This window comes from Streptomyces sp. NPDC085481, assembly GCF_044541845.1.
Lineage (GTDB): Bacteria > Actinomycetota > Actinomycetes > Streptomycetales > Streptomycetaceae > Streptomyces.
In genome coordinates this window covers 76,697-99,268 of sequence record NZ_JBITTJ010000019.1, presented here as the reverse complement: position 1 = coordinate 99,268, position 22,572 = coordinate 76,697, and the positions used below count along the sequence as shown (strand labels likewise).

The window sequence follows — 22,572 nt, the reverse complement described above, 5'->3', positions numbered from 1 at the left end:
AGCCTACGGCGGTGGCGCGCCACCCGGTGGGAGATCACCGGGAGACCGTCAGGTGGCCAACGGCAACCAGCTCGTAACCCGGTACCCCCTGTTGCGCTACGCGCGTTGACTCTAGGCTGCGCGGGCAGGACCGGAGTCGTCAGAAACTGGGGAGAGATGGCAGCGACACGGAAGAAGAACAGGGCGGGGCGGCGGATCCTCGTCGCGGGGGCGGGACTTGCCACCATCGGCGCGCTCGTCGCGGCGATGCCGGCGGGCGCGTCTCAGGACCGCGCCGGGGCCGCGTCGTACGGCCACGGCAAGGGCTGGGGGCGGATGGTGGACGTCCAGCTGCTCTCCTTCAACGACCTCCACGGCAACCTGGAGCCGCCGGCCGGCTCCTCCGGCCAGGTCACCCGGGTCAAGGAGGACGGCACCACCGAGAAGATCGACGCGGGCGGTGTCGAGTACCTGGCCACGCACCTGCGCCAGGCGCGTGAGGGGAATCGTTACTCCATCACGGCCGCCGCCGGTGACCTGATCGGTGCCTCGCCGCTGCTGTCGGGCCTGTTCCACGACGAACCGATGATCGGCGCGCTCAACAAGCTCGACCTGGACGTCACCTCGGTGGGCAACCACGAGTTCGACGAGGGTGCGGTCGAGCTCGCCCGCATGCAGAACGGCGGCTGTCACCCGACCGCCGGCTGCTACGTCAAGGGCGAGAAGTTCAAGGGCGCCGACTTCCCGTACCTCGCGGCCAACGTGACCAAGGAGAAGACCGGCAAGCCGCTGCTCGACCCGTACTTCATCTGGGAGAAGAACGGCGTCAGGATCGGCTTCATCGGCGTGACCCTGGAGGGCACTCCGAACGTCGTCACCGCCGAGGGCGTCAAGGGCCTGAAGTTCGGCGACGAGGTCGAGACGATCAACAAGTACACGAAGATCCTGGAGCGCAAGGGCGTCAAGTCCATCGTCGCCCTGGTGCACGAGGGCGGCATGCCGGCCTCTGCCGCGTACAACTACAACTGCGACGGTGACGGCGACGGCGACGGCGAGGGCGTGTCCGGCGCGATCGTCGACATCGCCAAGAACGTCTCCCCGCAGGTCGACGCGCTGGTGACCGGCCACACCCACCAGGCGTACGTGTGCTCCATCCCCGACCCGTCGGGCAAGCCGCGCCTGGTGACCTCGGCGTCGTCGTTCGGCAAGCTGTACACCGACACCACGCTGACCTACGACCGCCGCACCAGGGACATCGTCCGCACCGCGGTCGCCTCGGCCAACCACGTCGTCTCGCGTGACGTCCCGAAGGCCGCGGACATGACCAAGCTGATCGGCGACTGGCAGACGCTGGCGGCCCCGATCGCCAACCGTCCGCAGGGCTGGATCGCCGCCGACATCAACGGCCGCGGCTCCACGGCGTACGAGAAGCCGCTCGGCGACGTCATCGCCGACGCCCAGCTCGAGGGCCTGGCCCCGGCCGACAAGGGCGGCGCGCAGCTGGCCCTGATGAACCCCGGCGGCATCCGCGCCGACCTCGTCCACAAGGCCTCCGGCTCCGAGGGCGACGGCGTGGTGACCTACGGCGAGTCCTTCACGGTCCAGCCGTTCACCAACATGATGAACGTGGTCGACCTGTCCGGCGCGAACCTGATCGCGGCGCTGAAGCAGCAGGTCAGCGGCTCGAACCTGAACTCGGTGAAGATCCTCCAGGTCTCCAGGGGCCTCACTTACACGCTGGACATGAAGAAGACCGGCGCGGACCGGGTCGTCGACGGCACGATCAAGCTGAACGGCGAGCCGATCGACCCGGCGAAGAACTACCGCGTCGCGATGAACGAGTTCCTCGCGGGTGGCGGCGACGGCTTCCCGGCCCTGGCCACCGGCACCAACAAGCTGGTCGGCGCCTCGGACCTGGACGTGTTCAACGCGTACCTCGCGGCCCACTCCACGGCGACGACGCCGCTGGCGGTGCCGGCGGCCGACCGGATCACGGTCGTGCAGTAACTCCGCAGGAAAGGAAGGGGCGGTGTCCGCTGCGGCGGGCACCGCCCCTTTCCCGGTCCAAGCTATGGCAGGAGCACGTCAACTCCTGCCATAGTGCGGTGCCATGGACCGACGACGCTTTCTCGCGGGCGCCGCCGCAGCCGGTGCCGCACTCCTCGTGGGCACCCCCTCCGCCCGGGCGGCCACCGCCCTCGGGACCCAGGACTGGATGGCTGCCCACGGTGACCCCACCCCGCTCCAGAAGCTCACGATCCCCGGGACCCACGACTCCGGCGCCCGTTACGGCGGGCCCTGGACGGCCTGCCAGAACACCACCATCGCCCGGCAACTGGACAGCGGGATCCGGTTCCTGGACGTGCGGTGCCGGGTGACCGGCGGGTCGTTCGCGATCCACCACGGGGCTTCCTACCAGAACCTCATGTTCGGCGACGTCCTCGTCGCCTGCCGCGACTTCCTCGCCGCCCATCCCTCCGAGACCGTGCTCATGCGCGTCAAGCAGGAGTACTCGTCCGAGTCCGACGCCACCTTCCGGGCCGTCTTCGACGACTACCTGGACGTACGCGGCTGGCGGGGGCTGTTCCGTATCGGCTCCGGCGTCCCCACGCTCGGCGAGGCCCGCGGGCGGGTCGTGCTGCTCGCCGACAACGGCGGGCTGCCGGGGCTTCGCTGGGCCGACGGCGCCTACTTCGACGTCCAGGACGACTACCAGGCCGAACCGTTCGCCAAGTGGCCCAAGATCCAGGCCCAGTTCCGCAAGGCCGCCGCACAGCCCGGCCGCTTCTACGTCAACTTCGTCTCCACCGCCGCCGCCCTCCCGCCCCGCTGGAACTCCGACCGCCTCAACCCGCAGGTCCACTCCTTCCTCGACGGCGCCGAGGCGGCCGGCTGGAAGGGGCTGGGGATCGTCCCGCTCGACTTCCCCGACACCCGGTCAGGACTCGTCGAGTCCCTCATCCGGCACAACTGAGGACCCGCCCGTCACCTCAGGCGGCGGTGTCGGCGCCCCCGGCAGCCGCACCGTCGCCACCGTGCCGCCGTCCTGCGCCGGGGTCAGGGCGACCGTGCCGCCCGCGTGGCCGACCGTGCGGGCCACGATCGACAGGCCGAGGCCGGAGCCCGGCAGGCTGCGGGCCGACGGTGAGCGCCAGAAGCGGTCGAAGACGTGCGGCAGCTCGTCCGGCGCGATGCCCGGGCCGTGGTCGCGAACGGTCAGCTCGCCGCGCATCAGCGTCACCTCGATCGTGCCGCGCGGCGGCGAGAACTTCACCGCGTTGTCCAGGACGTTGACCAGGGCCCGCTCCAGCGCCGCCGGCTCGGCCCGCACGTACCAGGGGGCCAGATCCGTCTCGAAGGTCAGCTCCGGGCCGCGCAGGCGGGCCCGGTCCAGCGCCGAGCGCAGGATGCCGTGCAGCGGCACGACCTCGAGGCGGCCCGGGGCCGCGGCGTCCGGGCGGGCCAGTTCCTGGAGGTCGCCGATGAGCGCGGCCAACTCCGTCATCTGCGCCTTCACCGAGGCCAGCAGGGCCCGCCGGTCCTCCGGCGGCAGGGCGCGGCCCGTCTGCTCGCTGCGGGCGAGCAGCTCGATGTTGGTGCGCAGGGAGGTCAGGGGCGTGCGCAGCTCGTGGCCCGCGTCCGCGATCAGCTGGGACTGCCGGTCGCGCGAGGTCGCGAGCGCCGCCGTCATCGCGTTGAAGGAGCGCGACAGGCGGGCGATCTCGTCCTCGCCCTCGACCGGGATGCGTACGGTCAGGTCCTCGGTCGCCGCCACGTGCTCGACCGCCCCGGTCAGCCGGTGCACCGGCTCGAGGCCGGTCCGCGCCACCCAGAGCCCGGCCGCGCCGGCGCCGACGACGCCGATGCCGGAGACGAGCAGCAGCACCCAGCCCAGCGTGTTCAGGGAGTTGTCGATCTCGTACGTCGGACGGGCCACCGACACGGCTACCGGCTGGGAGATCGGCTGCCGGACCAGGTTCATCGGGTACGTGTACACGCGCATCTGCGTGCCGTCCTCGGCGTCCGTCGTGTGCAGCGCGGAGCCGAGCCGCCCCTGGGCCACCTTCGTGTCCGAGGCCTGGGCCGGGATCTGCGAGCGGCCGGTCGAGCAGAGCACCTCGCCGTCCGTCGAGACGATCTGCAGGGTCTGCGAGTCGCGCGACCAGGGCGCCGGCCGGGTCTGCGCGTCCGGCCCGCACGAGCTCAGCAGCTGCTGGGCGTCCTGCGGGGTGAGCTGCGCGGAGCGCAGCGAGTCGTCCAGCTCCCCCTCCAGCTGCGCCCGCGTCACGAACCAGCAGGCCAGCGACACCGCCGCCACCGCGACCGCCACGGCGAGGGCCGTGAGCAGCGCGAGGCGGGAGCGCAGCGGGCGGGAGCGGAACCAGGCCACCGGGCTTCTCACGCCGTGTCTCCGTCCACCGGGCTTCTCACTCCGTGCCTCCGCCGCGCAGTACGTAGCCGACGCCCCGCACCGTGTGCACCAGGCGCCGCTCGCCGCCCGCCTCGGTCTTGCGCCGCAGGTACATCACGTACACGTCGAGGGAGTTGGAGCTCGGCTCGAAGTCGAAGCCCCACACGGCCTTCAGGATCTGCTCACGCGTGAGCACCTGCCGCGGATGGGCCAGGAACATCTCCAGAAGGGTGAACTCGGTACGGGTCAGCTCCACCGGCCGCCCGCCGCGCGTGACCTCGCGCGTGGTCAGGTCCATCCGCAGGCCCTCGAAGGACAGCACGTCGCCCTCGGGTCGCGGCCCGGCCTGCGCCGCCGCGTAGGAGCTGCGCCGCAGCAGCGCGCGGATCCGGGCGAACAGCTCGTCCAGCTCGAAGGGCTTCACCAGGTAGTCGTCCGCGCCCGCGTCGAGGCCGGTGACGCGGTCACCGACGGTGTCGCGGGCGGTCAGCATCAGGATCGGCACGGTCGAGCCGGACGCCCGGATCCGGCGGGCCGCGGTCAGCCCGTCCATGCGGGGCATCTGGACGTCGAGGACCACGAGATCGGGGCCGTACGACGCCATCTTGGCGAGCGCGTCGAGCCCGTCGACGGCGTCCTCGGTCCCGTAGCCCTCGAAGGCGAGACTGCGGCGCAGCGCCTCCCGTACGGCGGGCTCGTCGTCCACGATGAGGATGCGCTCGGCGCGATCGGCGTCGTTCTGCTGGCCAGTCATGGGCCCAGCCTCGCATGTGTTCAGCTGGAGCCGCCCGAGCGCAGGTCGTCGAGGTCGGCCTTGAGGGTGTTCACCGGGATCGCGAATCCGAGGCCGACGCTGCCGGCCGTGGAACCGCTCGAAGAACTGGGCGAATACATGGCCGAATTGATTCCGATGATCTCGCCGTTCATATTGATCAGCGCGCCGCCGGAATTCCCGGGATTGAGCGAGGCGTCGGTCTGCAGCGCCTTGTACGTGGTCTTCGACGAGCCGGTGTCGCCGTTGAACTGCTGCCCGCCGAACTCGAACGGCCAGCCCTGGCGGGGGTCGTACGGTCGGCCGCTGCCCTGGCCGCTGTCCTGGCCCTCGTCCTTGGCGACGGTCACGTCGCGGTCGAGGGCGGAGACGATGCCACTGGTGACGGTGCCGGTGAGGCCCTCGGGGGAGCCGATCGCCACCACCTCGTCGCCGACCCGCACCTTGCCGGAGTCGCCGAGCGTGGCCGCCTTCAGGCCGGAGGCGCTCTCCAGCTTGATCAGCGCCAGGTCCTTGTCGGGGTCCGTGCCGACGACCTTGGCGTCGTAGCTCTTGCCGTCGGAGGTCTGCACCGTGATCTGGTCGGCACCCGAGATGACGTGGTTGTTGGTGACGATCTCGCCGTCGCCGGTGATGATCACGCCGGAGCCGGTGGACTTGCCGGATCCGGAGCTCGCGGAGATCTCCACGATCGACGGGGACACCGCCTGGGCGACCCCGGCGACCGTGCCCTTGCTGCTCGCCGACACGTTGGTGCCGGTCACGCCGCCGGAGGCGGTCGTGGCGCCGTCGGCCGTCCACTGCTGGACGAGGGTCGCGGTCCCTCCGCCGATCGCCGCGGCGGCGAGGGCCACGGCCGCCATGAGGCCGACCCCGCGCCGGGCCCTGCGGTGCGGGGTGGGGGCGGGGGCGGCCGCCGCGAACGGGACCGTCGGATCCACCGGCGGCGGTACCTGTCCGCCGGCCGGCCAGACCGTGGTGCCCGGCTCGGTGGTGATCGGCCGCGTCGGGTCGTACGGGGGCCTCGGCGGGTAGTACGGCTGCTGCTGCGGCTGGGGCTGCTGGTAGTCCGTCATGACCACGACTCTCGGAGTCGTAGATGAGAGGGGGCTGAGGACGGGGTGAGAAGCCCGACAGAAGGCTGTATGCCCGAAATAAAGACCTGCCCTGGGCGGGGTTGTCCGACGCGGCCGGAGGGGCGCCCGGGGTGCCGTCCCGCGCAGCGGCGGGCCGCCCGGCGGGTGCCGTCAGGCGCGGTCGCGGGGCCGCCCGGGGGGTGTCGTCAGGCGCGGTCGCGGGGCTGCCGGGGGGTGTCGTCAGGCGCAGCCGCAGGAGCGGCGGACGATCAGCGCCGACGGGAACTGCTTCACCCGCTCGCGCTTCGAGCCCGCCACCCGCAGCGAGTCGTCGAGCACCAGATCCACGGCGGCCCGGGCCATCGCCGGGCGGTCGGAGTAGACGGTGGTCAGCGGCGGATCGGAGAGCGCCGCCTCCTTCACGTCGTCGAAGCCCGCCACCGCGAGCTCCGTCGGCACGTCGATGCGCAGCTCGCGCGCGGCCCGCAGCACGCCGAAGGCCTGGTCGTCCGTCGAGCAGAAGATGGCCGGCGGCCTGTCCGGGCCGGACAGCAGCTTCAGTGCCACCTGGTAGGCGTCGTAGCGGTTGTACGGGGCCTGGAAGAGCCGTCCCTCGATCGAGCGGCCCGCCTCCAGCATGGCCCGCCGCCAGCCCTCCTCGTGGTCGGCGACCGGGTCGCCGACGGCGGGGGTGTTCGGGATGCCGCCCATGCAGGCCACGTACGGGTGGCCGTGCTCCAGGAGGTGACGGGTGGCGAGCTGGGCGCCGCCGATGTCGTCGGTGACGACGGCGACGTCGTCGAGGGCCTCGGGCCGCTCGTGCAGCAGCACGACCCGGGCGTCCCAGGCCTCGATCTCGCTCGCGGCCCGCTCGCTCATGCCCTGGCTGACCAGGATCAGTCCGGAGACCCGCATGCCGAGGAAGGCGCGCAGGTAGTGGACCTCGCGCTCGTCGCGGTAGTCGGAGTTGCCGACCAGGACCATCTTTCCGCGCTCGGCGGCGGCCTGCTCGACGGCGTGCGCCATCTCCCCGAAGAAGGGCTGCCGGGCGTCCGGGACGATCATGCCTATGAGGTCGGTGCGGCGTGACGCCATCGCCTGGGCCACCCGGTCGGGCCGGTAGCCCAGCTCCTTGATGGCGGCGAGGACACGCTCGCGCGTGGCCGGGGCGACCGGCCGGGGTCCGTTGTTGATGACGTAACTCACGACCGCGGTCGAAGTACCCGCCAGTCGCGCTACGTCATCCCGCGTCACCTTGGCCACGCGCGGCAGTCTACGCGGGGTGACCTACCTACCGGCAGGTCGCGCTGTGGCATACGCCACGTTAACGGTCCTCCACAGGAGTGAGTTCCCGTGCGGCCTCCTTGACCCGGGCCCCGGCGCGCGCCTCCTGCTTCGCCCGCGCCTCCTCGGCCGCCCGCTCCACCTTCTCGGGGGTGACGAAGCGGTAGCCGACGTTGCGGACGGTGCCGATCAGCGACTCGTGCTCGGGGCCGAGCTTGGCCCGCAGACGCCGTACGTGGACGTCGACCGTTCGGGTGCCGCCGAAGTAGTCGTAGCCCCACACCTCCTGGAGGAGCTGGGCGCGGGTGAAGACCCGGCCCGGGTGCTGGGCGAGGTACTTGAGCAGCTCGAACTCCTTGAAGGTCAGGTCCAGGACCCGGCCCTTGAGCTTGGCGCTGTACGTGGCCTCGTCGACCGACAGGTCGCCGTTGCGGATCTCCATGGGGGAGTCGTCCGCGACGATCTGCTGGCGGCCCATCGCGAGCCGCAGCCGGGCCTCGACCTCGGCGGGTCCCGCGGTGTCGAGCAGCACGTCGTCGATGCCCCAGTCGGCGGTGACGGCCGCGAGACCGCCCTCCGTCACGACCAGGATCAGCGGACAGCCCGGGCCGGTGGAGCGCAGCAGCTGGCACAGCGAGCGCACCTGCGGCAGGTCGCGGCGGCCGTCCACGAGGATCACGTCGGCGCCCGGGGTGTCCACCAGGGCCGGGCCCTCGGCGGGGGCCACGCGCACGTTGTGCAGCAGCAGGCCGAGGGCGGGCAGCACCTCGGTCGACGGCTGGAGGGCGTTGGTGAGGAGCAGCAGTGAGCTCATCGCTTCCCACCTGCCCGGGTAAGCGACTGGGTCGTCGACTGGGTCGTCGGTCGTCGGTCGTGCTTCGTACGCTCGTCCATGACGTCGGTTCCTCCTCGGTCCCTGCGAGGACGTCTGCGGTGTGGCTCACGTATGGCTCTCGCGCCCTGAGAGCTTTTGTTCATCCATCCGTAACAACGGTCGGAAAACACAAAAGGACCCGGGGGCTGCGTTGCCCGGATCCTCTGGCAAGCAGAATAGCCCACATGAGTTCCGAGGCAGAGGGCCGATTTCACATGGTGGATGTTTCCTCGCTCACTTCCGTCCATGACCGGGACGCTCGCCGTGCAATGTTGCGTACCGGTGACGGTGTCCGGATCGAGGCGGTTTACGAACCGGCTCTCGCAAGTGTCACCGATACGGCGGTCGTGGTGGCGCACGGGTTCACCGGCTCGGTCGACCGGCCCGCGCTCCGGCGCGCGGCGCTCGCGCTCCGGGAGCACGCACACGTCGTCTCCTTCTCCTTCCGCGGCCACGGCGGCTCGGGCGGGCGCTCGACCGTCGGCGACCGCGAGGTGCTCGACCTGGCGGCCGCCGTCCGCTGGGCGCGGGAGCTCGGCCATCCGAGGGTGGTGACGGTCGGCTTCTCCATGGGCGGCTCGATCGTGCTGCGGCACGCCGCCCTGGAGCGCGGCACGGGCGCCCACACCGACGCGGTCGCCGCCGTCAGCGCCCCGGCCCGCTGGTACTACCGGGGTACGCCCGCGATGCGGCGCGTGCACTGGGTGGTGACCCGGCCGGTGGGCCGGCTGGTCGGCCGCTACGGGCTCGGCACCCGGATCGACGGCAAGGACTGGGACCCCGTACCGCTCTCGCCCGTCGAGGCCGTGCCGCTGATCGCACCGACCCCGCTGCTGATCGTGCACGGCGACCGCGACGCGTACTTCCCGGTCGACCACCCCCGCAGCCTCGTCGCGGCGGCGCCCGACGGCGCGGCCGAGCTGTGGCTGGAGCGTGGCATGGGGCACGCGGAGAACGCGGCCGGCGAGGAACTGCTCGCCCGGCTCGGGGCCTGGCTCACCCGGCCATAGCCCATCATGGGGGGCGGCGCGCACACGAACGAAGGGAGTGCCGCTATGGCAGCGGGAACCATCCGCTACTGGGCCGCGGCGAAGGCGGCCGCCGGTGTCGCCGAGGAGCCGTACGCCGCCGAGACCCTGGCGCAGGCGCTGGACGCGGCCCGCGTGAGGCACCCCGGCGAGCTGGTCCGGGTGCTGCAGCGCTGCTCGTTCCTCATCGACGGCGATCCCGTCGGGACCCGTGCCCATGAGACCGTACGGCTGGCCGAGGGCGGCACGGTCGAGGTGCTCCCGCCGTTCGCAGGAGGGTGAACCGCACAGCATGAGTAGTGACCAGCAGTATCCATACGAGCCGCGGAGCGGCGCGCCGGGCGGTCAGCCGTACGACCCGCACGTCACCCAGACGTGGGAGGGCCAGACCTGGGACACCCAGTTCCAGCCCGTCGTGCAGCCGCCGGCGTCGCACGACACGGCGTACCTGCCGCCGCAGGGCCAGCCGCAGGGTGCGTACGACTACGCCCAGGAGGCCCACCCGACCGGCGGGCATCCGCTCCCGCCGGAGAGCCCGTACGAGCAGGTGGCGCCCGCGTACGAAGCGTCCGCGTCCGCGTACGAGACGCCGGTGGCCGCGCCGGCGTACGACACCGCGGCGGTCGCACCCGAAGGCGCCCCCGCCCCCGCCCCGGCCTACTCCCCGCCCACCACTGCCGGCAACGCCCGGATCACCGACGCCCAGCGCGCCCGTGCCGAGGGCCGTTCGCCGATCATCGCGCCCGGGATGCAGCCTGCCGCCCTGACCGCCGTGCTCGGTGTGCTGCTCGCGGGCGGCGCGGCCGTGGGCCCGTACGGGCTGCTCGTTCCGCTGGTGCTGCTGCAGGCGGTCACGGCCGCGGGCTGGTTCCGGCTCAACGGCATGTGGCCGGCCCGGCAGGGCATCGCCCTCGCCTTCCTGGGCGGCGTCACCGCCGACGTGGCGCTGCTCGCCACCGGCCGGGAGCACGCGCCCGCCGCGATCCTGGGCACGCTCGGCGTGTGGGTGCTGCTCACGCTGGTGCTCCAGCTGCGCAGCCACGCCGACCCCGACGAGCGCATGTACGGCCTGATGGCGACGGTGGCCTCCGCGGCCCTCGCGATCATGGCCACCGGGCACCTGGGCGCCGAGCCGGACGCGGTGGTCGTCGGCGGGCTCGCCGTCGCCGCCGCGGTCCTGGCCCGGGCCGTCCCCCTCCCCGGCCCGGTCTCCGTCGTCGTGGCCCTGCTCGCGGCGGCCGGCGGCGGCATCGCGGCCGGTGGCTTCGCCGGCCTGGGCGCCGCCGCGGGCGCGCTGCTCGGCCTCGCGGCCGGGGCGTGCGCCCTGATCGGGCTGCGGGTGGCCAGCTACGACTACCCGTCCCGTTTCGTGCACATGACGGCCGGTGTCGCCCTGCCGCTGACGGCGGCCGCGCCCGCCGTCTACCTGCTCGGCCGGGCGCTGGCGTAACACCCGCCACAGCGCGCCCGGGAACCTACCGGCCCCCTGACACGTCGATCTTCGTGTCGGGGGGCCGATCTCGTTTCCGGGCATCAGCGTCGGGCACCGGCCCTCACGCACCACCTACCAGGGGGACTCAGACCATGCGGGCACTGCGGATTGTGCTGATCCTGGCCGTCGTGCTCGGCGGGATCTTCGTCGGCGTCGACCGGCTCGCCGTCGCGTACGCGGAGTCGGAGGCGGCGGACCGGGTGCGGCTCGGAGCCGTACGGGCGGAGTCCACCGACGTCGACATCAAGGGCTTCCCGTTCCTCACCCAGGTGGCGGACAAGCGCCTCGACGAGGTCGAGGTGAAGCTGACCGGCGTCCAGGCGACCGCGGGCGGCCGGCCGGTCCGCATCGGCGAGCTGACCGCCGCGCTGCGGGACGTCACGGTGGACGACTCGTACACGAGCGCGAGGGCGGGCTCCGCCACCGGCACCGCGCTCATCTCGTACGCGGACCTGGCCGCGGCCTCAGGCCGTGACGTGCAGGTCGCGTACGGCGGCAACGGCAAGCTGAAGGTCACCGGCGGGGTGCAGATCCTCGGCCGCACGCTCACCCGCAGCGTGCTGTCCACGGTGACCCTGGCCGGCGGCGACACCATCCGGGTGCGGGCCGACCAGGTGCCCGGCGAGGGCATCCCGGGCCTGGAGGGCCTGGTGCGGGCGCGTACCGACTTCGACCGGCGCATCGAAGGCCTGCCGCAGGGCATGCAGCTGACGAAGGTCGAGGCGCGCGAGGACGGCCTGACCGTGAGCGTGACCGGCAAGGACGTCGTACTGGCGGGCTGAGCACCGCCTGGGTGCGGGGCCTCCGCGGACCGAGCACCGTCCGGGACGCGGCCCTGGAGGGCCCCTGACCGGCCGAGAAGCGCCGTGGACGGGTCCGGAGATCACATTCTGAGACACCCCTGTCCGATCCGCAGATAAACCGACGGGACACCTCCACGCGAGGGTGCCCCGGGCCTGGCCGTACCCCTTTCCGGTCTCACTCTTCGGACGATCGCGTCTCAAAATACGACACACCGGTGACACGGCCGCCTGTCCGTCCCTACGATCGTGGGCATGAAGCGACAGGCGGATCTCACGAAGCGGCGGGCAGTAGACCTGTGCCGCATCGCCGCCATGCTCTGTCGCTCCGTCTGAGCGGGACGCACTGCTCCCGTATTCCTCAGGCCCTACGACGTGATGTCGGGGCCACCCCTGCGCAGCAGCACCACCGTCGCCCGCACGCGACGGCGCGTACCCGCACCACCCCGCACAAACCGCCGCACACTGCCCCGGAGGAGAAACAGCATGGCTCGCAGCGACGTCCTGGTCGACGCCGACTGGGTCGAGGCCAACCTCGACAACCCGCAGGTCGCCGTCGTCGAGGTGGACGAGGACACCTCGGCCTACGACAAGAACCACATCAAGAACGCGATCCGGATCGACTGGACCAAGGACCTCCAGGACCCGGTCCGCCGCGACTTCATCGACCAGGAGGGCTTCGAGAAGCTCCTCTCGGCCAAGGGCATCGCGAACGACACGACGGTCGTGCTCTACGGCGGCAACAACAACTGGTTCGCCTCCTACGCCTACTGGTACTTCAAGCTCTACGGTCACCAGGACGTCAAGCTCCTCGACGGCGGCCGCAAGAAGTGGGAGCTCGACTCCCGCGACCTGGTCGACGGCGCCGAGGTCCCGAACCGCCCGGCCACCGACTACAAGGCCCAGGCCCAGGACACCTCGATCCGTGCCTTCCGCGACGACGTCGTGGCCGCGATCGGCACCCAGAACCTGGTCGACGTCCGGTCGCCCGACGAGTTCTCGGGCAAGCTGCTCGCCCCGGCCCACCTCCCGCAGGAGCAGTCGCAGCGCCCGGGCCACGTCCCGTCCGCCCGCAACATCCCGTGGTCGAAGAACGCCAACGACGACGGCACCTTCAAGTCGGACGAGGAGCTGAAGTCCCTCTACGCCGACGAGAACGTCGACCTGGCGAAGGACTCCATCGCCTACTGCCGCATCGGCGAGCGCTCCGCGCTCACGTGGTTCGTCCTGCACGAGCTGCTCGGCGTCGAGAACGTCAAGAACTACGACGGCTCGTGGACCGAGTACGGCTCCCTCGTCGGCGTGCCGATCGAGCTCGGCGCCAACAAGTAAGACCGCGGGTCCTCGTCAGACCCGTACCCCTCGACCTCGACCGTAAGGATTCCCAGCATGTGTGGAGCACAGCCCGGCGGCCCCGACGCCTCGACGATCAAGCCCGGTGAGACCACGATCCAGGGTTACGTGACCAAGGACGGCCAGCCCGTCACCGGTTACGTCCGCCTCCTGGACTCGACCGGCGAGTTCACGGCCGAGGTCCCCACCTCCGCCACCGGCCAGTTCCGCTTCTACGCGGCCGAGGGCACGTGGACCGTCCGCGCCCTGATCCCCGGCGGCACCGCCGACCGCCAGGTCGTGGCCCAGCAGGGCGGCCTGGCCGAGGTCGCCATCGCGGTCTGACACCGCACCACCGAACGGCCGAAGGGCCGTGCCTCCCTGGGGGGTTGGACGCCATCACCAGGAGCTTGAGGCACGGCCCTTCGGTCTGCCCGGCCGCTGTCGCGGTCGGGCCCGCAGTCGTACGCTGAAGGTGTGTACGCACGGCGACGACGCGTCTACTTCTGGATGATGGGCGTCTGCCTGGTGCTTTTCGTGGGCGCCTGGGCCGTCGTGCGCCTTTTCTCGGTGCCCGCGGCCATCGCCATGTGCGTGGTGGCCATGCTCATCCCACCGATCGCCGCGATGGTCGCGAACCGGCGCGGCCCCGACGACCGCTGGTGGGACGACCCGAGCGGCGACAAGCAGTCGGACGAGTGGTGGGACGAACTCGACGGCAAGAAGAAGCGGGAGCCCTGAGGCATGCCCCTGCGGGAACCCCAGGCGGCGCCCTAGTAGACCAGGGCCTGCGTCTCCTCGCCCATCGCCTCCTGGACGAAGACCTGGGCGCCCGCGATGCGGATGCCGGGCAGGACGTCGTTCTCCGTGATGTCGCGCCGGGCCGCGCACTGGGTGCAGAGCGTGATGCGGCCGGCCGCCAGGATCGAGTCGACCAGGTCCGGGAGCGGGGCGGCGTGCGGGAGGTCGAACTCGGCCGCCCGGCCCGGCAGGGCGAACCAGGAGGACTCGCCGGTCAGCCACAGCGAGACCTCGACCCCGCTGGCGACGGCGACGGCGGCCACCGTGAAGGCCTGGGAGCAGCGTTCGGGGGCGTCGGCCCCGGCGGTCACCTTGATCACGAGCTTCTTCGCCATATGCCGAACTGTAATGCGACCTCGTGCAACCTCATGCACCTCCCACGTGTCACGTGTGCGCGCGGGTAACGGAATCCGCGCTTCTAGTCTCGTGGGGGGACTCTTTTGGAAGCCACAGAAGCGGTGGAATCCGCTCAGAACGCCCCGGCGCCCGCGCCGGACCCCGCGCCGGTACCCGGGCCGGTGCCGGTTCCGGAAGGGGCGCCGAAGCGCCGTCGGACCGGCCGTACGGTCGCGCTGATCGCCGTCGCCGCCGTCCTCGGCATCGTCGGCGGCACCGCCGTCGGCTACGGCGTCCAGGCCGAGCGGGAGCCCACCCCGCTGCCGGCCCTCAACCAGCCCGGCCTCGCGTACCCGGCGAAGCCGCTGCCCAAGGGCCAGGAGCCGACACCGCTGTCCGTGGCCGCCGACCGCGGCCTGAAAACCGACGGGGACCTGCGGAAACTGCTGCTGCCGAAGCCGGCCGGAGCGCGGACCGCCGAGCGCTGGCAGGGCGACGGCTGGGTGGACGTGGCGGACTACTTGGACGGCTACGTCGACGAGAAGTGGATGTTCGAGTCGACGAACGAGCTCGGCATCCGCAGGACTGCGGCCACGTCGTGGGACAGCGGCCAGTCCCGCACCGTCAAGATCGAGCTCGTCCAGTTCCGCTCCGGCGACCAGCTCGGCGCGGCCGAGCACGCCGAGGGCCAGCGGGACTACATGCCCGACGCCAAGGAGGGCGCCGGGAACGAGGGCGACCTGCTCAAGGGCACGGCCGAGGGCCGTTACTACCTGTACCCGGTGGAGCGGAAGGCCGGTTACCTGGACTTCTACGCCGCGCGGGCCGTCTTCCACCGTGGCGACGTGATGGTCGACATCCACATCTTCGACTCGAAGAAGATCAGCAAGAGCGACATCCGCGCGCTCGCCGAGAAGCAGCTGGAGCGCCTGTGACCGACGACCTCGACACCGTCGCACCCACCGCAGCCCGGCCCGGCCGGCGCCGCAAGGCCCTCACTGTCGTCCTGCCGGCCGTCCTCGTGCTCGGGGCCGTCGGCGGCGGCATCACGTACACCGGCGTGACCGTCTCGTCGGCCGACAACACCGCCGAGACCCAGGTCTGGGCGGAGCCGGCCTCGGGGACGGAGGGGAAGGACCCCGCGGAGACCACGGTCAACCGTGGCCGCGCCGACACCCCGATGGCCAAGCTGCTGCTGCCCGTACCCGACGGCTACCGACTCGGCCCGGACGCGGGTGCCTACGGCAACGACGGCGAACTCGGCGAGAAGGAGGCCACGGCCCTCCTCAAGGACCAGCTGCGCGGGATCTCGGGCAAGAAGCGCCGGGAGTACGAGAAGCGGATCGACCGCCTGGGTGTCCAGGGCGTCGGCGTCCGCTCCTTCCTCTCCCGCGACAACCAGCACCTCGTCACGGTCCGGATCACCCGGATGAAGAACAAGCGGCGCATCCACGACATGTTCGTGTTGGAGCAGGACCTCGCGAAGATCCTGGAGCTGCCCAAGGGCCCGAAGATCTCCGGGCACAAGAACTCTGCCTGCTTCCTCCTCCCCGAGGACAAGGAAGACGGCGACGGCAAGGGCGCGACCCAGCTCGCGGCGATGACCTGCTCCGCGTACGACTCCGAGCTGCTGGTCTCCGTCGAGGCCGCGGGTTCGACGCTCGACAAGGCCGCGGTCGCCGCGCTGGTGAAGAAGCAGTTGGACCACATCAAGTCGCCGGGGGAGTACGTATGAGCGAGCAGCTGACGGACAAGGAGAAGGCCCCGGTCGCGACCCCGGTGGTGACCCCGGCCGAGGCTCCGGTCGCGACTCCGGTCGCGACTCCGGTCGCGACTCCGGTCGCGACTCCGGTCGCGACTCCGGCCGCGACTCCGGCCGAGACCCCGGCCGAGACCCCGGCCGCGACCCCGGCCGTGACCCCCGAGAGCTCGGCGGTCCCGGCGGCCGAGGCGGCGGACACCGTGAAGGCGGCGGCCTCGTCCGACCGGCGCCGACGGGCGCTGTGGGCCGGCGCCCGCTGGATCGCCGCCGTCGTCGTGTGCGCCGCCGCCGGCGCCGGGACCGCCGCCGGGATCACCTCGATGGACCGCACCGAGGTACCCGGGCTCGCCACCGAGAGCGACGGCCGCTGGGACTATCCGCAGCTCAGCCTCCCGGCGCTGCCGGAGGGCTCTCCGCGCCCGTTCACGACCGGCAACGACGGCGAGGTCCACCACGCCGACCTGCGCCGACTGCTGCTGCCCGCGCCCGCGGGCGCCACACCCGACCCGAAGCTGAACGGCGGCTGGATCAGCCTCGACCGGTACCTGACCGTCTTCCCGAAGGAGAAGCGCGCGGACCTGAAGCAGGCCCTCACGGACTCCGCGCCCCGCCATGTCGCAGCCCGTGCGTGGACCATGCCGGACGGCACGCACGCCGCCGTCTACCTGCTGCGCTTCAAGTCGGTGGCGTTTTCGGAGGACTTCAAGGACAACGCCCTGGAGGTCGGCTCCAGCGACGACCGGATCCTCCTCGACGGGGTGCTCAAGGCGGAGACGGACTCGCTCGGCACGCACGTCCGCGTCTCGGGGACCTCGCTGTACGCGGTCGCCGAGCAGCAGCCGTACGGCCCCGAGCAGACCCGCTGGGCCTTCGTCCAGGCCGGGGACACGCTGGGCCTCGTCGTCCAGTCCCGCAAGGGCGAGGCCCTGGAGGTCCCGTTCCAGCAGACGGTCGCCCTGCAGAACCAGCTGCTCGGCTGACCGTACGGGACCGGGAGTCGCCGAGACCCACCTCACCGAGAGCACCGGACCCCAGCCCACTAAGCTGGGGTCCGGCCCGTTCCGCCTTCATCGCTCATTCGAGGAGCACCAAAGTGATCGTTTTCTTCGAAGTCCTGCTGGCGCTCGTCTGCGTTGCGGTCCTGGCGTTCGCCGGTCTGACCGTGAAGAAGCTGTACCAGGGCCAGCGCTAACCCCCTACACAGATCGCCTGAGCTGCTCATGATCGAGATCCCGTCCGACCTCAATCCGGACCTCGTCCCCCTCGCGTTCCTCCTCGGCACGTGGGAAGGCGCGGGCGTCTCCGACTTCCCCGGCGCCGAGAAGTGCAACTTCGGCCAGTCCGTGACGTTCAGCCACGACGGCCGGGACTTCGTCGAGTACCACTCGCACTCCTGGGTGCTCGACGCCGACGGCAACAAGGTCCGTCCGCTGGAGAGCGAGAGCGGCTACTGGCGGATCGACAAGGACCGCAAGGTCGAGGTCGTCATGGTCCGCGACCAGGGCGTCGTCGAGGTCTGGTACGGCGAGCTCGCCGACCAGAAGCCGCAGATCGACATGGCCACCGACGCCGTCGCGCGCACCGCCGCCTCCGGGCCGTACAGCGGGGGCAAGCGCCTCTACGGCTACGTCAAGGGCGACCTGATGTGGGTCGGCGAGAAGGCCACCCCCGAGGTCCCGCTGCGGCCGTACATGTCGGCGCACCTGAAGAAGGTCGTCACGCCCGAGGAGGTCGCCGAGATGGCGCGCAACCTCCCCGACATGCCGGACGACGGCATCGCCTTCTTCAAGTAGGGGCTTTCCCGAGGGATCGGCACCGCGCCCTCCTACACTGGGGGGCGTGGTGAGCACCGACTGGAAGAGCGACCTGCGGCAGCGCGGCTACCGGCTGACGCCCCAGCGCCAGCTTGTCCTGGAGGCCGTGGACACCCTGGAACACGCGACGCCCGACGACATCCTCGTCGAGGTCCGCAAGACCGCGTCCGGCGTGAACATCTCCACGGTGTACCGCACCCTCGAGCTGCTCGAAGAGCTGGGTCTGGTCAGCCACGCCCACCTCGGGCACGGGGCGCCGACCTACCACCTCGCCGACCGGCACCACCACATCCACCTGGTCTGCCGGGACTGCACCGAGGTCATCGAGGCGGACGTGGCCGTGGCGGCCGAGTTCACCGGGAAGCTGCGCGAGACCTTCGGCTTCGAGACCGACATGAAGCACTTCGCGATCTTCGGCCGGTGCCGGGACTGCGCCCGGAAGGCCGCCGAAGCCGCGGGCGAAGCGGACGGCAAAGCCGACGGCAAGGACACCGGCCCGGAGTCGTAGGCTTTTCCCATGAAGAGCCCTCTGCTGTCCCTGCCCGGCGCCGTCCCCGCCGAAGGCCGTGACGAAGGTGTCGCCGCGCACTACGGAGACCTGTTCCGCGAGCAGCGGACCCTCGCCGACGGCACCGGTTTCGTCGACCTCTCGCACCGCGGTGTCGTCACCGTGACCGGCGGCGACCGGCTGAGCTGGCTGCACCTCCTGCTCACCCAGCACGTCAGCGACCTCCCGGCCGGCCAGGCCACCGACGCGCTGATCCTCTCCGCGAACGGGCACATCGAGCACGCGCTGTACCTCGTCGACGACGGCGAGACGGTCTGGGCGCACGTCGAGCCGGGCACGCAGGGCGAGCTCATCGCGTACCTGGAGTCGATGAAGTTCTTCTACCGGGTCGAGGTCGCCGACCGCACCGACGACTTCGCCGTCGTCCACCTCCCGGCCGGCTCCATCGCAGCCGTGCCCGACGGCGTGGTCGTACGGGAGACGGCGCAGGGGCGCGACCTCTTCCTGCCGCGGGCCGGACTCGAGGCGTTCGCGGGCTCGCACGGGCCGGCCGCCGGCATCCTCGCGTACGAGGCGCTGCGCATCGAGGCGCACCGGCCGCGGCTCGGCTTCGAGACCGACCACCGGACCATCCCGCACGAGATCGGCCTGATCGGCAGCGCCGTCCACCTCCAGAAGGGCTGCTACCGCGGCCAGGAGACGGTCGCCCGGGTGCAGAACCTGGGCAAGCCGCCGCGCCGTCTGGTCTTCCTGCACCTGGACGGCAGCGAGGTCCATCTGCCGGGCCACGGCACGCCGCTCCGGCTCGCCGCGGACGGGCCCGAGGGCCGCCAGCTCGGCTTCGTCACCACCTCGGCGCGCCACCACGAGCTGGGCCCGATCGCGCTGGCCCTGGTGAAGCGGAACGTGCCGGTGGACGCCGACCTCGTCGCGGGGACCACGGCGGCCGCGCAGGAGACCGTCGTCGAGCCCTGAGGGCGCCCGCGTACCGCCCTGACGCACACGACGGCGACCCAGGGCGTGTCCGGCGGATCAGGGCCGGAGAGGCCCTGCACCTCTACACCTCGATCAGCACCGTGAACGGGCCCTGGTTCGTGAGCGACACGCGCATGTCCGCTCCGAACCGGCCCGTCTCCACGCGCGCCCCCAGCGCCCTCAGTTGCGCCACCACCTCGTCGACGAGGGGTTCGGCCACGGGGCCGGGCGCGGCCGCGTTCCACGTGGGGCGGCGGCCCTTGCGGGCGTCGCCGTAGAGCGTGAACTGGGAGATGACGAGCAGCGGCGCGTTCACGTCGGAGCAGGACTTCTCGCCGTCCAGCACCCGTACGGACCAGAGCTTTCTGGCCAATTGCGCGGCCTTCTCGGAGGTGTCGTCATGGGTCACCCCGACCAGGACGCACAGCCCCTCGCCGACGATCTCCCCGACGGTCTCCCCTGCGACGACGACGCTCGCGCCGTCGACCCTCTGCACCACAGCTCGCATACGGACCAACCTACCGATCGTCCCACCGGCTGACGGAACGAGGGCCGAACGGGTGCAGACCGCCTGCGTCGGGCGGGGCCCGAGTGGCACCATGCGTGTCAGGCGGTGCGCCTACGCACCGGTCGAGGGGACGATTCTCATGAGTGCACCTGGCACCGGGCACACGTCCGGTCCCGTACCGCTGACCCGGGCCGCCGGCTCCGTCGGGCGGCCGCCCGTACAGCGCCGCGCCGAGCCCGGCCTGCCGGAAGGCCTGCCCGATCGCATGTCCGAACGCCTGCCGGAACGGACGCAGCCCGACCTCGCCGCGCTGCGGCTCCCCGAGCTGCGGGCGCTGCGCCGCGACGCGCAGGGCGACGAGGCCGACCTGAGCTACGTACGGCGGATGCTGCAGGGCCGGATCGACATCCTGCGGGCCGAGCTGGCCCGGCGCAGCGACCCGGAGGCGCCGGTCCTCGACCGGCTCTCGGAGATCCTCGCGGACACGCCGTCGCGGCCCGGCGCGGTGGCGCGTTCGGCGCGGCACGTGACGCTGTCGACGCCGCGCAGCGAGGAGTACCGGCGGCTCGCGGCCGAGATGCTGTCGGAGGTCGAGCTGTCGGACCTGACGGCCCGTACGGACGACGAGCTGCACACGGCGATGGGGCGGCTCGCGGGGTACGAGCAGCAGGTGTCGCGGCGCCGGCAGCAGCTCCAGCGGACCGCGGACGACTGCAGCGCGGAGATCGCCCGCCGCTACCGGGAGGGGGAGGCGCAGGTCGACGATCTGCTGGCCTGACCTGCTGGGCTGACCTGCTGGGCGCCCCGCGGAAACTCGCGTGCGGGGCCGTGGCCGGGCCGCATAGCCTCGAAGGATGAGTCCTGAGGTGCGCGCGATCGACGAGTCGGAGTTCCCCGCGTGGCTGCGGGCCAAGCGGGTCGGCTTCCTGCGGCCGCCGGTGGTGCCCGACGAGGAGGTCGCCGACCGGCTTCCGCACACCGACCTCTCCCGTACGTACGGGGCCTTCGACCGGGGCCGGCTGGTCGCCACCTTCCACTCCTTCGACCAGCAGCTGAGCACCGTCGGCGGCGCGAACCTCGCCGCCGACGCGGTCAGCGGGGTCACCGTCTCCCCGACCCACCGCAGGCGCGGGCTGCTCAGCCGGATGATGGCGGACGACCTGGCGGCGGCGAAGGAGCGGGGCGACGCGTGCGCGACGCTGATCGCCGCCGAGTACCCGATCTACGGGCGGTTCGGCTTCGGGGTGGCCGACTGGGGCACCGAGTGGGTGGTCGACGTGACCCGCGCCGGGTTCGACCGCCGCTGGTCCGGGCCGGGCGCCGAGGACGGCGGCGGGCGGATCGACCTGTCCGACGGCGCGGAGATACGCAAGGAGGGCCCGGCGCTGCACCGCCGCCTCGCGGCGCAGCGGGCCGGGATCACCGACCGGACCGCCCGCGCGTGGGACGTCGGCACCGGGAACTCGTACCACTCGGAGCCGTGGACCGAGCCGTTCTACGCGGTCTACCGGTCCGCGGCCGGCGAGGTCGAGGGCTATGTCGCGTACACCTCGGACGACAGGTGGAACGACGCCAAGCAGCCGGTCAACACGGCGAGCGTGCGCGACCTGCTCGCCGTCACCCCGGGCGCCGAGCGTGCCCTGTGGCGGTACGTGTGCTCGGTCGACTGGATCACCCGCGTGAGGACCGGCTACCGCGCCCCCGACGACGTCCTGCCGCTGCTGCTGCCCGACCCGCGGGCGGCCCAGGTGCTCACGCACGCCGACATGCTGTGGCTGCGGGTCCTGGACGTGGCCAAGGTCCTCGAGCCCCGGACGTACGCGGCCTCCGGCACGCTCGTCCTCGACGTACGGGACGCGGCCGGCTTCACGGGCGGGCGCTACCGGCTCGACGCCTCGCCCGAAGGGGCCTCCTGCACGCCGACGGACGCCTCGCCCGATCTGGTCCTGGACGTGGCGGAGCTCGCCACGCTGTCGCTGGGCGACGAGTCGGCGGTACGGCTCGCGCGGCTCGGCCGGGTCGAGGAGGCCACGGCGGGGTCGGCGGCCCGGGCGGACCTGCTGCTGCGGACCTCGCTGCGGCCGTGGAGTATGGACATCTTCTGATCGGGAGCTGGAAGGTCTTAGGGGTGCACGGGTGAGCGGGCTGCGGGAGCTGAAGAAGGAGCGGACGCGGCGGACGCTTTCGGAGACGGCGATCGAGCTCTTCCTGGAGAAGGGCTTCGACGCGGTGTCGGTCGCCGAGATCGCGGCGGCCGCCGAGGTCTCCAAGCCGACCCTGTTCCGGTACTTCCCGACCAAGGAGGACCTGGTCCTGTACCGGTTCTCCGACCACGAGGAGGAGGCGGCGGAGGTGGTCGCCGGCCGCCCCGCCGGGACCTCGCCGCTCGACGCCCTCCAGGCCTATTTCCTCGACGGCCTGGAGCGGCGCGACCCCGTCACCGGCCTGTGCGACGTGGCCGTCGTCCTCGCCTTCCAGCGGCTGGTGTTCGGCACCCCGGCGCTGGTGGCCCGCCTCTACGGCTACATCGGCCGGACGGAGTCGGCCCTCGGGGAGGCGCTGGCCGGGGCTTCGGGGGGAGACCCGCTCCGGGCCCGGCTCGCCGGGGGACAGATCGCGGCAGTGCTGCGGATCCTCGCCGAGGAGAACGTACGCAGGATCGCGGCGGGGGAGAGCGCGGACGCGGTGTACGGGGACGCGGTGGAGGCGACGAAGGCGGCGTTCCGGACCTTGCGGGAGGGGCTGCCGTACGGGTGACCCGGGCCGCCGTGTGGTGACCGGGTAAAAAACTTAACCGGGTAACGCTTTTCGTCTATCCTG

The 22,572-nt window shown here is 72.0% G+C and carries 25 protein-coding genes; 18 read left to right on the top strand and 7 right to left on the bottom strand.

The window, feature by feature from the left end:
* Positions 1-156: 156 nt before the first annotated feature.
* Together ACIGEZ_RS31180 and ACIGEZ_RS31175 are read left to right on the top strand one after the other, a co-directional pair.
* A complete protein-coding gene (locus ACIGEZ_RS31180) occupies positions 157-1,986 on the top strand; it encodes a bifunctional metallophosphatase/5'-nucleotidase (RefSeq protein ID WP_399837809.1) in 1,830 nt (609 codons plus the stop codon).
* A gap of 103 nt (positions 1,987-2,089) precedes the next feature.
* A complete protein-coding gene (locus ACIGEZ_RS31175; protein WP_399837806.1) occupies positions 2,090-2,953 on the top strand; it encodes a phosphatidylinositol-specific phospholipase C in 864 nt (287 codons plus the stop codon).
* Here ACIGEZ_RS31175 and ACIGEZ_RS31170 read toward each other — a convergent pair.
* The 5 genes from ACIGEZ_RS31170 to ACIGEZ_RS31150 all read right to left on the bottom strand — a co-directional run bounded on the left by ACIGEZ_RS31170 (position 2,918) and on the right by ACIGEZ_RS31150 (position 8,336).
* The gene (locus ACIGEZ_RS31170; protein ID WP_399837803.1) at positions 2,918-4,381 is read right to left on the bottom strand and encodes a sensor histidine kinase; all 1,464 of its coding nucleotides are present in this window, start codon (positions 4,379-4,381) and stop codon (positions 2,918-2,920) included. The genes ACIGEZ_RS31175 and ACIGEZ_RS31170 overlap by 36 nt on opposite strands.
* A gap of 25 nt (positions 4,382-4,406) precedes the next feature.
* Positions 4,407-5,144, bottom strand: a complete 738-nt coding sequence (locus ACIGEZ_RS31165) for a response regulator transcription factor (RefSeq protein ID WP_399837800.1) — start codon at positions 5,142-5,144, stop codon at positions 4,407-4,409.
* 20 nt (positions 5,145-5,164) lie between these two features.
* The gene (locus ACIGEZ_RS31160) at positions 5,165-6,238 is read right to left on the bottom strand and encodes a S1C family serine protease (RefSeq protein ID WP_399837797.1); all 1,074 of its coding nucleotides are present in this window, start codon (positions 6,236-6,238) and stop codon (positions 5,165-5,167) included.
* A 240-nt stretch (positions 6,239-6,478) separates the two neighbouring features.
* Entirely contained in the window at positions 6,479-7,501 is a 1,023-nt protein-coding gene (locus tag ACIGEZ_RS31155; protein ID WP_399837794.1) for a LacI family DNA-binding transcriptional regulator, read from the bottom strand.
* A 61-nt stretch (positions 7,502-7,562) separates the two neighbouring features.
* Positions 7,563-8,336, bottom strand: coding sequence for a response regulator transcription factor (locus ACIGEZ_RS31150; RefSeq protein WP_399837791.1), 774 nt, complete (start codon positions 8,334-8,336; stop codon positions 7,563-7,565).
* A gap of 245 nt (positions 8,337-8,581) precedes the next feature.
* Between ACIGEZ_RS31150 and ACIGEZ_RS31145 the strand changes: the two genes are divergently transcribed.
* From ACIGEZ_RS31145 to ACIGEZ_RS31115, 7 genes are all read left to right on the top strand, one after another.
* Complete coding sequence (locus ACIGEZ_RS31145; protein WP_399837788.1) at positions 8,582-9,406, top strand: alpha/beta hydrolase; 825 nt, start codon at positions 8,582-8,584, stop codon at positions 9,404-9,406.
* 45 nt (positions 9,407-9,451) lie between these two features.
* Positions 9,452-9,706, top strand: coding sequence for a MoaD/ThiS family protein (locus tag ACIGEZ_RS31140; RefSeq protein ID WP_399837784.1), 255 nt, complete (start codon positions 9,452-9,454; stop codon positions 9,704-9,706).
* A complete protein-coding gene (locus ACIGEZ_RS31135; protein WP_399837781.1) occupies positions 9,642-10,874 on the top strand; it encodes a hypothetical protein in 1,233 nt (410 codons plus the stop codon). The genes ACIGEZ_RS31140 and ACIGEZ_RS31135 overlap by 65 nt, the downstream gene beginning before the upstream one ends.
* 134 nt (positions 10,875-11,008) lie before the next feature.
* Positions 11,009-11,698 (top strand): DUF2993 domain-containing protein, encoded by a 690-nt coding sequence (locus ACIGEZ_RS31130; protein WP_399837778.1) that lies wholly within the window; start codon positions 11,009-11,011, stop codon positions 11,696-11,698.
* A gap of 504 nt (positions 11,699-12,202) precedes the next feature.
* Entirely contained in the window at positions 12,203-13,048 is an 846-nt protein-coding gene (locus tag ACIGEZ_RS31125) for a sulfurtransferase (RefSeq protein WP_399837775.1), read from the top strand.
* Between the two features lie 57 nt (positions 13,049-13,105).
* Positions 13,106-13,393 carry a DUF1416 domain-containing protein gene (locus tag ACIGEZ_RS31120; RefSeq protein ID WP_399837772.1) on the top strand — a complete coding sequence of 96 codons (288 nt, stop codon included), beginning with the start codon at positions 13,106-13,108 and terminating at the stop codon, positions 13,391-13,393.
* Between the two features lie 132 nt (positions 13,394-13,525).
* On the top strand, positions 13,526-13,789 hold the full coding sequence (locus tag ACIGEZ_RS31115; protein ID WP_399837769.1) for a DUF3099 domain-containing protein: 264 nt from the start codon (positions 13,526-13,528) through the stop codon (positions 13,787-13,789).
* Positions 13,790-13,821: 32 nt separating this feature from the next.
* On the opposite strand, the gene ACIGEZ_RS31110 is transcribed toward ACIGEZ_RS31115, so the two are convergent.
* Positions 13,822-14,184 (bottom strand): DsrE family protein, encoded by a 363-nt coding sequence (locus ACIGEZ_RS31110; protein ID WP_399837766.1) that lies wholly within the window; start codon positions 14,182-14,184, stop codon positions 13,822-13,824.
* Positions 14,185-14,307: 123 nt separating this feature from the next.
* Here ACIGEZ_RS31110 and ACIGEZ_RS31105 point away from each other — a divergent pair, with 123 nt between their 5' ends.
* The 6 genes from ACIGEZ_RS31105 to ACIGEZ_RS31080 all read left to right on the top strand — a co-directional run bounded on the left by ACIGEZ_RS31105 (position 14,308) and on the right by ACIGEZ_RS31080 (position 19,244).
* A complete protein-coding gene (locus tag ACIGEZ_RS31105) occupies positions 14,308-15,120 on the top strand; it encodes a hypothetical protein (RefSeq protein WP_399837763.1) in 813 nt (270 codons plus the stop codon).
* Positions 15,117-15,920, top strand: a complete 804-nt coding sequence (locus ACIGEZ_RS31100; protein WP_399837761.1) for a hypothetical protein — start codon at positions 15,117-15,119, stop codon at positions 15,918-15,920. Before ACIGEZ_RS31105 ends, ACIGEZ_RS31100 begins: the two co-directional genes overlap by 4 nt.
* Positions 15,917-16,927 carry a hypothetical protein gene (locus tag ACIGEZ_RS31095; protein ID WP_399837758.1) on the top strand — a complete coding sequence of 337 codons (1,011 nt, stop codon included), beginning with the start codon at positions 15,917-15,919 and terminating at the stop codon, positions 16,925-16,927. The genes ACIGEZ_RS31100 and ACIGEZ_RS31095 overlap by 4 nt, the downstream gene beginning before the upstream one ends.
* A gap of 240 nt (positions 16,928-17,167) precedes the next feature.
* A complete protein-coding gene (locus tag ACIGEZ_RS31090) occupies positions 17,168-17,740 on the top strand; it encodes an FABP family protein (protein ID WP_399837755.1) in 573 nt (190 codons plus the stop codon).
* A 46-nt stretch (positions 17,741-17,786) separates the two neighbouring features.
* Entirely contained in the window at positions 17,787-18,269 is a 483-nt protein-coding gene (locus tag ACIGEZ_RS31085) for a Fur family transcriptional regulator (protein WP_399837752.1), read from the top strand.
* A 9-nt stretch (positions 18,270-18,278) separates the two neighbouring features.
* Positions 18,279-19,244 (top strand): YgfZ/GcvT domain-containing protein, encoded by a 966-nt coding sequence (locus ACIGEZ_RS31080; RefSeq protein WP_399837749.1) that lies wholly within the window; start codon positions 18,279-18,281, stop codon positions 19,242-19,244.
* Positions 19,245-19,326: 82 nt separating this feature from the next.
* On the opposite strand, the gene dtd is transcribed toward ACIGEZ_RS31080, so the two are convergent.
* Positions 19,327-19,752 carry a D-aminoacyl-tRNA deacylase gene (gene dtd, locus ACIGEZ_RS31075; RefSeq protein ID WP_399837745.1) on the bottom strand — a complete coding sequence of 142 codons (426 nt, stop codon included), beginning with the start codon at positions 19,750-19,752 and terminating at the stop codon, positions 19,327-19,329.
* A gap of 139 nt (positions 19,753-19,891) precedes the next feature.
* On the opposite strand from dtd, the gene ACIGEZ_RS31070 reads away from it, so the two are divergent.
* The 3 genes from ACIGEZ_RS31070 to ACIGEZ_RS31060 all read left to right on the top strand — a co-directional run bounded on the left by ACIGEZ_RS31070 (position 19,892) and on the right by ACIGEZ_RS31060 (position 22,509).
* The gene (locus ACIGEZ_RS31070) at positions 19,892-20,530 is read left to right on the top strand and encodes an ABC transporter substrate-binding protein (protein WP_399837742.1); all 639 of its coding nucleotides are present in this window, start codon (positions 19,892-19,894) and stop codon (positions 20,528-20,530) included.
* Between the two features lie 76 nt (positions 20,531-20,606).
* Complete coding sequence (locus ACIGEZ_RS31065; RefSeq protein ID WP_399837739.1) at positions 20,607-21,857, top strand: GNAT family N-acetyltransferase; 1,251 nt, start codon at positions 20,607-20,609, stop codon at positions 21,855-21,857.
* A 7-nt stretch (positions 21,858-21,864) separates the two neighbouring features.
* Positions 21,865-22,509: a TetR/AcrR family transcriptional regulator gene (locus ACIGEZ_RS31060; RefSeq protein WP_399837892.1), complete on the top strand. Its 645-nt coding sequence runs from the start codon at positions 21,865-21,867 to the stop codon at positions 22,507-22,509.
* Positions 22,510-22,572 lie beyond the last annotated feature (63 nt).